The following is a 12,605-nucleotide window of genomic DNA, read 5'->3' as shown; positions in this document are numbered from 1 at the left end:
GGGAAGCCGGCGCACCCCTCGGGGGGCGTCGGCTTTTTCGCGTCCGCCCTCCGGTCAGGAGAAGTGGTCCCACCCCGGGTCCGCCGGCGTCTCGCCGTCGACCAGCAGCGTTCCGGGCCCGTCGACCGCGGACCCGATGATGTGCCAGCCCTCGGGGACCACCGACGCACGCGGGAAGGTCGCCAGCATGTGGTGGTCCTCACCCCCGGACAACGCCCACGCGAGCGCGCTGTCGGGCTCCCCCAGCGCCTCGGCGGTGCGCTGCGCCGCCGGGTGAACGGGCACTGTGGCCGAGTCGACCGCAATGGTCAGCCCCGATGCCCGCGCCAGCCTCGCGGCGTCGCGCGCCAGCCCGTCTGACAGGTCCATCATCGCGGTGGCGCCGTGCAGGGCCGCCTCGAGTCCGGCGCCGATGCGCGGTTGAGGGCGCAGGAACAGGTCGACCGCCTCCGCGTCCACGCGCTCGCCGCGAGAGAGCTGCTCGTACCCCGCCTTGGCCCCGCCGAGCGCGCCCGCGACGGCCACGACATCCCCTGCGAGCGCATCGGCCCGCGTGATCGGTTCGGTGCCGTGAGTCTCCCCCATCGCGGTCACGGCGACCACGATCTCGCTCGCCCCCGAGAGATCGCCGCCCACGACGCCCACCCCGTGCGGCTCGCAGGCCTCCCGGAGCCCGTCCGCGAGCCCGAGCACGAACTCCACGGGTGTGGAAGAGGGGGCGCACAGCGTCACCTCCAGCGCGGTCGGAACCGCGCCCATCGCGTCGATGTCCGCAAGATTCTGCATGGCGGCCCGCCAGCCCACGTCCGCACCGGTGGACCACTCGAGCCGGAAGTGACGGTTCTCGACGAGCACATCCGTGCTGACCACGAGGTCGCCGTCGACCGAGAGCACCGCAGCGTCATCGCCTGGGCCCAGGATCTCGGCGTCGGTGCTGGGCAGTCGCGGCGCGAACAACGCGATCAACGCGTCTTCGCCCATCTCTCCGAAAGTCGTCATGGCACGAGCCTAGGCTCCCGCATCGGCCGTCCGTAGCCAGCCCCGCGTGCGGGTCAGGCGCCAGTACGCGGCTCCGAGCAGGACTCCCCGCGCCACGTTGAGCAGCGTGAACGCCAGCCACAGGCCGTCGTTGCTGGCCTCGCCCGTCACCCACGCGGGCACGAAGAAGACCGGCAGGTAGACGCCCACGACCGCCACGAGCATCGTGTTCCGCATGATGCGCGACTGCCCCGAGCCGATGAAGACGCCGTCGAGCTGATACGCCGCCACCGAGATCAGCGGCAGCCACGCGGCCCAATGGAAGTACTGGGCGGTCGTCGCGGCGAGGTCCGGCAGACTCGTCATGAGGCTGATGAAGGGGTCCTGGGCCACCAGGAAGAGCGCCGTGAACGCCGCGGCGATCCCGAGCGCGGGCAGGGTGGCCGCCGCATTCACCCGGTGGAACTCGGTGAGGTTCCTGGTGCCGAGGGCCTTCGCACTCATCGCCTCCGCGGCGTGGGCGTACCCGTCGAGTCCGTAGCTCGCGAGCAGCGTCACCTGCAGCAGGATCGCGTTCGCGGCCAGGACGTCCTCGCTGATGCGCCCTCCGGCGGCCGTCAGGAATGTCAGCGCGACGTACAGCAGGGCCGTGCGCACCGCGAGATCGGCGTTCATGGTCAGCAGCGCGCGCCAGCGACGCCGCAGGCCCTGACCGCGCCACTTGCGCAGCCGCTCCCGCAGCGTGGGGTCCAGGAACCTCCACAGCAGCACGGCGGCGACCGCGAGACCCACCCACTCGGCGATCATCGTCGCCCACGCGGCTCCAGCAGCGCCCCAGCTCAGCCCGCCCACGAAGGCGATGTCCAGCACCAGGTTGAGCAGGTTGACCACGACGGCGATCGCCAGCGGCCTGCGGGTGTCCTGCGAGCCGATGAAGTATCCGGTGATGACCGAGGTTCCCAGCACCGCCGGCAGCGAGTGCACGCGGATCTGTCCGTACGCGGTCGCCAGCTCGCGCACCTCGCCCGCGGGGGCGACGATGGTCATCGCTAGCGGGATCAGCACCCACTGCAGCACCAGGATCGCCGCCGCGATGACGCCCGCGAGCATCAGGCTGCGCTGGAGGTGCGAGATCGTGTCGAGTGGCCGCCCCGCCCCGACCGCGCGGCCCACGAGGCTGGTGGTGCCGAGGCGCAGGAAGGACAGCACCCAGTACGCCGCCGAGAGCACGATCGCGCCTGCCGCGACGGCGCCCAGGTTCTGCGTGTCCGAGAAATGCCCCAGCATCGCCGTGTCGACCAGTCCGACCAGCGGCACCGAGACGTTGGCGACGATCATGGGCCACGCGAGGGACAGGGCGCGCCTGTGGGGAAGACCCCTGAAGAGGTCGCGGCGAGAAGTCACGGATCGACGCTACCGGTTCCGGCACCCGCCGCCCGCCAGGGCCGATGCGATGGCCGGGGGCACCGGGCGGCCGAACTAGGCTGGGAGTCATGCCCAGCCGCCTTGCCGTCGCCGCCGCATCGGCCGTCGCGGCTTTGCCGCTGCTGGCGGGATGCGCGCACGCTGAGGTGATCGAGGCCGCCCCCTACGCGGCCGACCCCGACTGCGCCCGCGTGATGCTCGCGATCCCCGAGACGGTGGGTGGCCTGGAGATGCGCGCCACCACGTCGCAGGCCACGCAGGCGTGGGGGGAGGAGTACGCGATCCTGGCCCGCTGCGGTGTCGAGCCGCCCGGTCCCACCACTGAGCAGTGCATCGCGGTCGAGACGCCTGCGGCGACCGTCGACTGGCTGCTGCGCGAGGAAGGCGAGGACTGGGTCGCCGTGACGTTCGGCCGCTCCCCCGCTCTCGAGCTCACGGTGCCGCAGGTCCGCGCGGACGAGGCGGTCGGCGACGTGCTCGCGGAGCTGTCGCCCGCGGCCGCGTTGGCGCCGGAGAACGGGCTGGAGTGCAGCTGAACCGGGCGTCGCGGACTAGCGCAGGCCGGTGGCGCGCTCGAGCGCGCCGGTGAGCAGCGTCTCGATGAGCTCCGGGTAGCTCACGCCCGCGGCCGCCCACATGCGCGGGTACATGCTGGTCGCAGTGAACCCTGGCATGGTGTTGATCTCGTTCACGGTCACGGTGCCGTCGTCGCCCACGAAGACGTCGACTCGGGCGAGCGACTCCGCCCCCACCGCCGCGAAGGAGCGCAGCGCCATGTCGGCGACCTGCGCGGCGACGTCGTCCGCCAGCTCGGTGGGGCACCGCAGGTCCACGGCCTCGTCGTCGAGGTACTTCGCCTCGAAGTCGTAGAACTCGCGGCCGGCGCCGGTGACGATCTCACCCGCGGGTGACGCCACGGCCCCCTGGGGTCCGTCGAGGACGGCCGTCTCGATCTCGCGACCGACCACCGCCTGCTCGATGAGGACCTTGGGGTCGTGCTTGACCGCCGCGGCCACGGCGGCGTCGAGCTGCGACCACTCCGACACCTTCGAGATGCCCATGCTCGACCCCGCACGTGCGGGCTTGACGAACACCGGCATGCCGAGCGCCTCGATCTCGGCACGGCGCCCATCGGGGCTCTCCCCCGGCGCGAGCACCACGTCAGGCGTGACGGGCAGTCCAGCGGCGCGCAGCGCGATCTTCATGTAGGCCTTGTCCATGCCCACCGCCGAGGCGAGCACGCCTGATCCGACGTAGCGCACGTCGATCAGTTCGAGGGCGCCCTGGATGGTGCCGTCCTCACCGAACGGCCCGTGGAGCAGCGGCAGCACCACATGCACGTCTGCCAGCGCCGATGCGGTGCCGTCCGCACCGAGCACGCGCCACGTGCGCTCGGAGGCGTCCCGTGGGGGCAGCACCGTCCGCTCGTCGTGGGGGACGTGAGGGAGCGCGCCATCGCGGATGCGCCACTGGTCGGGATCGGCGGAGACGGGCACCCAGCGCCCCTCGCGCGTGATGCCGACCGCGACGACGTTCCAGCGGTCGCGGTCGATCGCGCCGAGCACGCCGCCTGCGGTCGCGCACGACACCTCGTGCTCGGAGGACCGTCCGCCGAACAGCACGGCGACGGTGGGCCGGGACGCGGCGTTCACGCTAGCTCAGCTCCGCCTTGCGTGGCCGGGACAGCAGCGACGTGAGCACCTCCGAGAGCGGCTGCTCGTGGTGCAGCATGTCCACGACTGCGTCGCAGATGGGCACGTCGACGCCGTGCTCCCGCGCGAGCTCCTGAATGGACAGGGAGGTCTGGACGCCCTCGGCGGTGCCGCCGGTGCGCTCGATCGCGTCGACGAGGTTCAGCCCGCGGCCGATGTGCGCTCCCAAGGTGTGGTTGCGCGACAGCGGAGACGCGCAGGTCGCGATCAGGTCGCCCATGCCAGCGAGACCGGAGAACGTGTCCGGATGGGCGCCCAGCGCGACGCCGAGGCGCGTGATCTCGGCCAGGCCGCGGGTGATCACCGTGGCCGTGGTGTTGTGTCCGAATCCCATGCCGTCGGTGACGCCGACGCCCACGGCGATCACGTTCTTGAACGCTCCACACAGCTCGACGCCCACCACATCGGGATTGGTGTACGGACGGAAGTAGTTCGATGCGGTCGCCGTCGCGAGCATCTCTGCGGCCGACGAGTCCGTGCCCGCGACCACCGTGGCCGTGGGCTGCTTCACTGCGATCTCGCGCGCAAGGTTGGGCCCGGAGACCACCAAGGTGCGTTCCGCGGGGAGTCCCCACACCTCGCGCAGGACGTCGCTCATGCGCGCATGCGTGCCGACCTCGATGCCCTTCATGAGCGAGGCCACCACCGCATCGGCCGGCACCGCATCGGCCCAGTCGGCGATGATGCCGCGCACCCGCTGCGCCGGCAGGGCCACCGCGACGATGTCGGCGCCCGCGAGAGCCGAGCGCGCATCGTCCGTCGCCCGAATCCCCTCAGGGAGATCCATCCCCGGAAGGAATCGCTCGTTGCGTCGCTCGGTGTTGATCTGCTCCGCGACCTCAGCGTCGCGACCCCAGAGCGTGACCTCGGTGCCGGCGTCCGCGAGCACCGCCGCGAACGTGGTCCCCCACGCCCCGGCTCCCAGTACTGCGGCGCGGGTCATCGGCCGCCACCGTCGCGACGCATGTCCCACGGCTTCGCCGGCGCCTTCTCACCACGGATCTCTTCCAGCATGGAGGTCAGCGTAGCCATGATGCGGTCGGTGGCCGCACGCAGCACCTCGATGTCGAGGGGACGCCCGCGGAACTCGTCGAGGTCGACCGGCGGACCCGCCTGAACCGTGACGTCCGTCCGGGGGAACAGGCGCGGCCGCTTCGAGTACGGCGCGAGCAGCTCATGCGCGCCCCACTGCGCGATCGGCACCACGGGGACGTCGTGAGCGAGCGCCATGCGTGCGGCTCCCGTGCGCGCGAGCATGGGCCACATCTCGGGGTCGCGCGTGAGGGTGCCTTCGGGAAAGACCACGATCGAGTCCCCACGTTCCAGCAGCCGCACGGCCGCCTCGACGGCCTCGCGCGCTTGGGCGCTGCCCCGGTGGACAGGAACGTGATCGAGGCTCGCCAGGAACTTGCCGGCCACGGGGATCTCGAACAGTGATGCCTTCGCCAAGAAGTGCGGGGCGAACCCTTGGTCGTAGAGGTAGTGCGCGACCGTGAAGGGGTCCGCATACGTCACGTGGTTGGATACGGCGATGAAGCCCTGGTCGCGCGGCAGGTGCTCTTCGCCGGACCAGTGGCGCCGCGTGGTCGCCGTGAGCACCGGCTTGACGAGAGCCGCGACGGCGCGGAACCCGGCGGGGATCGTGGGAGGCACGGGCTACTCGACCGCCGCGCCGAGCGCCGTCAGCTTGTCACGGAACGCCTCATAGCCGCGGTCGATGATGCCGATGCCGGACACGGTGGAGGTGCCCTTGGCCGCGAGCGCGGCGATCAGGTGAGAGAAGCCTCCGCGCAGGTCCGGAACCTCGATGTCCGCGGCGTGCAGCGGCGTCGGTCCAGAGATCACGGCGCTGTGGCGGAAGTTGCGCTGGCCGAACCGGCACTTCTTGTCGCCGAGGCACTCGCGGTAGAGCTGCACCTCTGCCCCCATCGCGACCAACGCCTCGGTGAATCCGAACCGGTTCTCGTACACGGTCTCGTGGACGATCGACAGACCCTTCGCCTGCGTGAGCGCCACGACCAGCGGCTGCTGCCAGTCGGTCATGAAGCCGGGGTGGACATCGGTCTGCAGCGCGATCGCGTTGAGGTCGCCACCGGGGTGCCAGAACCGGATGCCGTCCTGACGCACGTCGAACTCGCCCCCCACCTTGCGGAACACGTTGAGGAACATGCCCATGGTGCGCTGCTGCGCGCCGTGGATCATGACGTCGCCACGCGTCGCGAGTGCGGCCGACGCCCACGAGCCCACCTCGATGCGGTCGGCGAGCGCGGTGTGGTCGTAGCCGTGCAGCGTCTCGACGCCCTCGATGGTGATCGACCGATCCGTGTCGACCGAGATGATCGCGCCCATCTTCTGCAGGGTGTCGATGAGGTCCTTGATCTCGGGCTCGACCGCCGCGTTCTCAAGGGTCGTGATGCCCTTCGCGAGCACGCCGGTCAGCAGCAGCTGCTCGGTGGCGCCCACAGACGGGTACGAGAGCGTGTGGGCGATGCCCGTGAGGCCGTTCGGAGCCGTCAGGTGCAGACCGTCCCCGCCCTCCTCGACCTGCGCACCGAACTTCTGCAGGATCTCGAGGTGGAAGTTGATGGGGCGATCGCCGATGCGGCACCCGCCCAGGTCGGGGATCACGGCTTCGCCGAGCCGGTGCAGCAGCGGGCCGCACAGCAGGATCGGGATGCGCGATGATCCTGCGTGAGTCGCGATCTGCAGGGCGTCGGCGTACTGCAACGACGTCGTGTCGAGCGCGATCTCGCCGGACTCGACGTTGTAGTCCACGCCGGCGCCGTGGAGGCGCAGCAGTTCGGAGACGACCTTGACGTCGCGGATGTTGGGCACGTTGCGCAGCGTGGATGGCGTGGATCCGAGCAGGGCGGCGACCATGGCCTTCGAGACGAAGTTCTTGGCGCCGCGCACCGTGATCTCGCCACGCAGCGGCTCGCCGCCGTGGACGCGAATGGAGTCGGTCATGGTTGCTATCTTCCCTCATCGCGCGAGCGGGTACCGCATCGGCGCGTCGCTCGCGCCACGCCGCACCGCCCTCGCCCCGCCGCACCGCCCTCGCCCTCGCCCTCGCCCCGTAGGAACGTTCTGTACCCAGTTCGCGCTCGGGGTGCGCGCTGGAGGAAGAATTCGTCCACGCCTGGGTGACACGATGGTGCCGTGACCGCATCTGCGCCCCGTGCCCTGTTCGTCGGCCTGTGCACCCTCGACGTCATCCAGTCGGTGGACCGCGTGCCGGGCGCGAACGAGAAGGTCGTCGCGCGGGAGTCGTTGCTCGCGGCCGGAGGCCCGGCGACCAATGCGGCAGTGGCCTTCGCTCATCTGGGGGGTGCCCCGACGCTGGTCACCCAGCTTCCCGACCATCCGCTGTCCGCCGTGATCAGAGCCGACCTCGAGACCTGCGCCGTGCCGCTCGCCGCGGACGACGAAGGCGCGGGACCGCCCGTCACCGCCTCCATCATGGTGACGCGCGGCACCGGTGAGCGCGCGGTCGTGTCGCCCTCGTCTGGTGCCACCGCGCTCGAGGACGCCGCCGCGCCGGTGCCACCGCTCGACGAGGTGCGCGCGGTCCTCGTGGACGGCTACCACCCCGCCAGGGCGATCGCGACCGCGAAGGCCGCCCGCGCATCGGGCATCCCCGTGCTCATGGACGCCGGCAGCGTCAAGCCGCACACCCCGGACGTGGTCCGAGAGGTCGACGTGGTGATCGCATCGGCCGATCTCGCGACCCCGGACGGATCGCGCGAACCCGACGACGTGGTCGCGTGGCTCGCGACGCTGGGAGTCGAGCGCACGGTCATCACGCGCGGCGCTGACGACGTGGTGTGGCGCACGCCTGGCGCGACGGGATCCGTGAAGATCGACCCTGTCGAGGTGGTCGACACCCTGGGCGCGGGCGACTTCTTCCACGGGGCACTCGTGTGGAGGGTGGCCACGCTGGGCCTGGACGATACGCGGCTCGCCGAGGACATCGCATGGGCAGCGCGGGCCGTGGCGCCGTCGCTGGGGTCGTTCGGCACGCGGGCGTGGCTGCACCGCTGAGAACTACCAGGTCAGCGTGGGCCAGCCGTCGTCGTCCCACTCGATATCGATCAGTCCCAGTTGAGGCTGCCCATTCAGCGCCTCGTCGTAGTAGTGAAGAGCCACCACACCGTCGTACACCGACTGACCTCCTGGGCCAATGCGCTCGCCCTCCGTCTCGAGCAGCACCGTGCCACCCCCATCGAGCAGCGGCACGCCGTCCCGGTCGACAAAGGGCCCCTGGGGTGAGTCGGAGCGGCCCACCGCGATCCGATACGTGCTGTCCAAGCCGCTGCAGCAGCTGTCCCAGGACACGAAGAGGAACCACTGACCATCCCTCTCGACGAGGTAAGGCGCCTCGACGGCGTTGGGCGGCGCGCCCCGGTCAGCGACCCGCGCTGGCTCCTCTTTCCCCGCCCTCATCCCGCTCGGCCACTCGAGCTCGACCATCCGGATCCCAGACCAGAACGATCCGAACGCCATCCACGGCGTGCCGTCGTCGTCGACCGCGATGCCGGGGTCGATCGCGTTGTAGTCGTTCTCCCCGGATGACGAGATGACCGGCCCCTGATCGACCCACTCATACGCCGGGTCACCAGGATCGAGCGTGGTGTTGGTGGCCAACGCGATCGCCGAGGTCTGAGACCCGAAAGTGGACGCGGAGTAGTACAAGTACCACGTGCCATCGTGCTCGATGAGCTCCGGCGCCCAGAGATTGTCGACGCCCGGCACCGCCTCGCTCAGCCACGCTGGCTTCTCGTCCCAGACGAACCCCGCCCTTCTCCAGGTACGGCCGTCCTCGGACGACCGCACCGAGATGTTGCCGTCCTTGACGGTGCCCGTCCCGGTCGCGTACACGAACCACGTGTCTCCGTCCTTCGCCAGCGCTGGGTCGTGGACGTCCAGGTCGCCTTCCAGACCCCCACTACCGCCAGGTGAGCAGCCCGCCACCATGGCGCTCGCCACAAGCGCAACGGCGAACAGCCACCGTCGGCGACCGCCACGCTCGCTTCGCCAGGTCCAGCGACCCGTCACCCGAGCGCCAACGCGGTCCACGACACGGGTGGGAGCGTCACGGTGAGCTCGCCCGCCTCGATGTGCGCGGTGTCGTTCGCGTGCGGCGAGACCCGCTCCGGCTCGTCGAGCGTGTTCCGTGCGTAGATGTCGTCGTCGCTGAGCGTATTCGCCTCGAGCACCGACACGTCGCCGAGCCTGGCCACATCGACTGTCAGCGTTACGGCTTCATCGGCCGAGCGGTTGACCAGGAACACGGCACTGCGCCCGGTCTCCTCGTCGTGGGTCGCCACTGCGTCGACCAGCGGGACCACGCCATGGCGGTCCGTCGCATAGGTGGGTGAATCCAGTTTCAGCTCCAGCGCCTTACCGCGCGCGAGACGGGACGTGATCGAGAACGGGAAGAAGGTGGTCTGGCGCCATGCGGGGCCTCCTGGCTCGGTCATGATGGGCGCGATGACGTTGACCAACTGAGCAAGCGAGGCGCTCGTGACGCGATCAGCATGCTTGAGCAGCGAGATCATGAGATTGCCGAAGACGACCGCATCCGCCACCGAGTAGACGTCCTCGAGGAGCCGCGGCGCGATGGGCCAGTTGTCGAGCCCCTCGATCTTGTCGACGTTCTCGAAGCGCGTGATGTACCAGACGTTCCACTCGTCGAAAGAGATGTTGATGGTCTTGTCACTCTTCTTGAGTGACTTGACGTGATCCGCCGTCGCCACCACCGTCTCAATGAAACGGTCCATGTTGACCGCCGATGCCAGGAACGACGCGAGGTCGCCGTCGTACTCCTCGTAGTAGGCGTGGCAGGAGATGAAGTCCACGGCGTCGTACGTGTGCTCGAGTACGGTGCGCTCCCACGCTCCGAAGGTCGGCATCTGAGCGCTCGAGGAGCCACACACGACGAGCTCGATGGCAGGGTCGACCTGTCGCATCGCCCGGGCTGTCTGAATCGCGATCTTCCCGTAGTCGTCGGCGTCTCGGTGGCCCAGCTGCCAAGGCCCGTCCATCTCATTCCCCAGGCACCACATCTTGACGCCCAAGGGCTGGTCCCGGCCGTGCTCGCGGCGGAGCTCGGACAGCGCGGTGCCCGCGGGGATGTTCGCGTACTCGAGCAAGTCGAGCGCCTCGGACGTTCCCCGCGTGCCGAGGTTGACCGCGAGCATGAGCTCACTGCCGACCTTCTCGAGCCAGGATGAGAACTCGTGCAACCCCACCTCGTTGGTCTCAGTCGAGTGCCATGCGAGGTCCAGCCGACGTGGGCGCTGGTCCCGAGGCCCCACCGAGTCCTCCCACCGGAACCCGGACACGAAGTTTCCGCCCGGATAGCGAATCGTGTCGACGCCCAGCTCCTTGACGAGCTCGATCACGTCGGTGCGCCAGCCTTCCTCGTCGGCGGTCGGGTGCCCCGGCTCGTAGATACCGTCGTAGACGTGGCGTCCCAGGTGCTCGACGAAACCTCCGAACAGGCGGCGGTCAATGGTGCCGACGGTGAAATGGGGGTCGATGGTCAGATGAGCGTGTGGCATGCGAAGTGGTGCTTTCTGTGAAGGAGTGATGGGTTACTTGACGGAGCCGATGGCCAAGCCACCCTGCCAATAGCGCTGAAGGAAGAGGAACGAGATCAGCAGCGGCAGGATGGAGATGAAGGCGCCAGAAGTGATGAGATTCCAGACCTGCTCTCCGCCCGCGCCTGCATTCGACAACTTGGTCCAGTTGTTCAGTCCGACGGTGACCGGCAGGAGCTGAGGGTCCGAGAGCATCGCCAGCGGCAGGAAGAAGTTGTTCCAGGTGGCCACCACGCTGAGGAGCAGCACGGTCACGATGGCGGGCTTCAGCATCGGCAGCGCGATCCTGAAGAACGTGCGGAACTCGCCTGATCCATCGATCCGCGCCGCCTCGAGCATCTCGTCGGGAATCGCATCCTGGGTGTACACACGCATGAGGTACACCCCGAACGGACTGAGGAGCGACGGGAGAATCACCGCCCACGGGGTGTTGATGAGCCCCACGTTGCTCAGCAGCAGGAACGTGGGCACCACCAGCGCGGTGAGCGGCACCATCACCGATCCCAGGATGAATCCAAAGGCGACGCCACGACCGCGAAAGCGGTACTTCGCGAATCCGTACCCCGCCAGGATTGCGAGGATCGTGGCGCCGACTCCACCCGTGAAGGCGTACAGGAACGAGTTGCCCAGCCACGTCCAGTAGATGCCGCCTTGGTGGGTGAACAGCCCTTGCACGTTGTCGACGAAGTCAGCTGGGTTGTCGAACCACAGCGGCGCGGACGAGAACAGGCTCGAGGTCGACTTGGTCGACGAGACCAGCAGCCACCAGAGCGGCAGGATGAAGTAGATCGCGAGAATGCCGAGCAGCACATGCGAGCCGATGCGCCGGTTGTCTCCGACGCCGCGCTCGGTGTGATCTCGCGAGGAACGGCTCTTTCGAACTGAAGGCTTGTCAGTGACGGCGCTCATTTTTCCAATCCGCTCTGCTTGCGAGTGAAGTACAGGAAGATGTACGAGCCGATGAACACCAGGATTCCCAGCGAGAAGGCGATCGTCGATGCGTAATTGAATTGGCTGTATTGGAAGGCCAGTGCGTACGCATACATGTTCGGCGTGAAGGCCGCATCGATGGCGCCCGGCGCAATGTTGCGCAGCACCACTGGCTCGGTGAAGAACTGAAGCGTGCCGATGATCGCGAAGATGAGCACCATGACCATCGAGGAGGAGATCATGGGCACCTTGATGCGCAGCGCGATCTGCGTGCCCGTCGCACCATCGACGCGAGCCGCCTCGTAGATCGACGCGTCGATCGACCTCAGCGCGGCGTAGATCACGATCATGTAGTAGCCCGACCACTGCCACGTCACGATGTTCACGAGGCTGCCGAAGATGAGGTTGGCGGACAGGAACTCCGGCGCCTGCATGCCGAACACTTCGAAGATGGTGGTGGCAGGACCAAAGCGCGGACTGTAGAGGAAGCCCCACATCAGGGCTCCGATGACCACCGGAATCGCGTAGGGCGCGAAGATCAGCAGGCGCGAGGCCTTCGACAGCTTGGTCGCGAGGGTGTCGAGAACGAGCGCCGCCAGCAGCGCGATGCCGATCTGAAGCGGAATCATCACGAGGGCAAAGAAGCCGACGCGCGCCATTCCTTCCAGGAAGATCGGGTCCGTGAATGCCTTGATGTAGTTGTCTGCGCCGGTGAACGACTTGCCGGCAGCGAGCGTCGAGGTGAAGAGGCTCATGTAGAACGCATAGCCGAGCGGGACGACGAGGAAGATGACGAAGATGAGGAGGAATGGCGAGACGAACAGCCAGCCAACCCGTTGACGGCGTCGCGCCACCGTTCCGGGGTGCTGCGCACTGCCGGCCTTGGCGCGTGCAGGGGATGTCGTGGTTTCCATGGGCGAAGACTCCGTGAGTGATCGGGACCCCGCGACCGGGCCGA

At 68.7% G+C, this 12,605-nt stretch carries 12 protein-coding genes; 2 read left to right on the top strand and 10 right to left on the bottom strand.

The genetic code is table 11. The annotated features are described in order from the left end of the window. Window positions 1-54: 54 nt before the first annotated feature. Together QQX02_RS10355 and QQX02_RS10350 are read right to left on the bottom strand one after the other, a co-directional pair. Complete coding sequence (locus QQX02_RS10355; RefSeq protein ID WP_301142923.1) at window positions 55-999, bottom strand: thiamine-phosphate kinase; 945 nt, start codon at window positions 997-999, stop codon at window positions 55-57. 9 nt (window positions 1,000-1,008) lie between these two features. Further along, window positions 1,009-2,382 (bottom strand): MATE family efflux transporter, encoded by a 1,374-nt coding sequence (locus QQX02_RS10350; RefSeq protein ID WP_301142921.1) that lies wholly within the window; start codon window positions 2,380-2,382, stop codon window positions 1,009-1,011. Window positions 2,383-2,471: 89 nt separating this feature from the next. On the opposite strand from QQX02_RS10350, the gene QQX02_RS10345 reads away from it, so the two are divergent. Continuing rightward, window positions 2,472-2,939, top strand: coding sequence for a DUF3515 family protein (locus QQX02_RS10345; protein WP_301142920.1), 468 nt, complete (start codon window positions 2,472-2,474; stop codon window positions 2,937-2,939). Between the two features lie 15 nt (window positions 2,940-2,954). Here the strand turns inward: QQX02_RS10345 and QQX02_RS10340 are convergent, their stop codons facing one another. Genes QQX02_RS10340 through murA form a run of 4 tightly spaced genes read right to left on the bottom strand, consistent with a single transcriptional unit; the run spans window position 2,955 to window position 7,082 of the window. Beyond that, window positions 2,955-4,055: a D-alanine--D-alanine ligase family protein gene (locus QQX02_RS10340; protein WP_301142918.1), complete on the bottom strand. Its 1,101-nt coding sequence runs from the start codon at window positions 4,053-4,055 to the stop codon at window positions 2,955-2,957. Between the two features lies 1 nt (window position 4,056). Next, window positions 4,057-5,058 carry an NAD(P)H-dependent glycerol-3-phosphate dehydrogenase gene (locus QQX02_RS10335; RefSeq protein WP_301142917.1) on the bottom strand — a complete coding sequence of 334 codons (1,002 nt, stop codon included), beginning with the start codon at window positions 5,056-5,058 and terminating at the stop codon, window positions 4,057-4,059. Continuing rightward, the gene (locus tag QQX02_RS10330; RefSeq protein WP_301142915.1) at window positions 5,055-5,768 is read right to left on the bottom strand and encodes a lysophospholipid acyltransferase family protein; all 714 of its coding nucleotides are present in this window, start codon (window positions 5,766-5,768) and stop codon (window positions 5,055-5,057) included. The genes QQX02_RS10335 and QQX02_RS10330 overlap by 4 nt, the downstream gene beginning before the upstream one ends. A 3-nt stretch (window positions 5,769-5,771) precedes the next feature. After that, on the bottom strand, window positions 5,772-7,082 hold the full coding sequence (gene murA, locus QQX02_RS10325) for a UDP-N-acetylglucosamine 1-carboxyvinyltransferase (protein WP_301142913.1): 1,311 nt from the start codon (window positions 7,080-7,082) through the stop codon (window positions 5,772-5,774). Window positions 7,083-7,274: 192 nt separating this feature from the next. Between murA and QQX02_RS10320 the strand changes: the two genes are divergently transcribed. Continuing rightward, window positions 7,275-8,156: a PfkB family carbohydrate kinase gene (locus QQX02_RS10320; protein WP_301142911.1), complete on the top strand. Its 882-nt coding sequence runs from the start codon at window positions 7,275-7,277 to the stop codon at window positions 8,154-8,156. A 3-nt stretch (window positions 8,157-8,159) separates the two neighbouring features. Here QQX02_RS10320 and QQX02_RS10315 read toward each other — a convergent pair whose 3' ends face one another. Genes QQX02_RS10315 through QQX02_RS10300 form a run of 4 tightly spaced genes read right to left on the bottom strand, consistent with a single transcriptional unit; the run spans window position 8,160 to window position 12,561 of the window. Then, complete coding sequence (locus tag QQX02_RS10315; protein ID WP_301142910.1) at window positions 8,160-9,170, bottom strand: arabinan endo-1,5-alpha-L-arabinosidase; 1,011 nt, start codon at window positions 9,168-9,170, stop codon at window positions 8,160-8,162. Continuing rightward, window positions 9,167-10,678, bottom strand: coding sequence for an arabinosylfuranosidase ArfA (gene arfA, locus QQX02_RS10310; protein WP_301142908.1), 1,512 nt, complete (start codon window positions 10,676-10,678; stop codon window positions 9,167-9,169). Before arfA ends, QQX02_RS10315 begins: the two co-directional genes overlap by 4 nt. Window positions 10,679-10,711: 33 nt before the next feature. Beyond that, window positions 10,712-11,626 (bottom strand): carbohydrate ABC transporter permease, encoded by a 915-nt coding sequence (locus QQX02_RS10305; RefSeq protein WP_301142907.1) that lies wholly within the window; start codon window positions 11,624-11,626, stop codon window positions 10,712-10,714. Next, window positions 11,623-12,561: a carbohydrate ABC transporter permease gene (locus QQX02_RS10300; RefSeq protein ID WP_301142906.1), complete on the bottom strand. Its 939-nt coding sequence runs from the start codon at window positions 12,559-12,561 to the stop codon at window positions 11,623-11,625. The genes QQX02_RS10305 and QQX02_RS10300 overlap by 4 nt, the downstream gene beginning before the upstream one ends. Window positions 12,562-12,605: the final 44 nt, after the last annotated feature.

This window comes from Demequina muriae, assembly GCF_030418295.1.
In the GTDB taxonomy this organism is placed as follows: Bacteria; Actinomycetota; Actinomycetes; order Actinomycetales; family Demequinaceae; genus Demequina; species Demequina muriae.
This window is presented reverse-complemented; position numbering and strand designations above follow the sequence as displayed.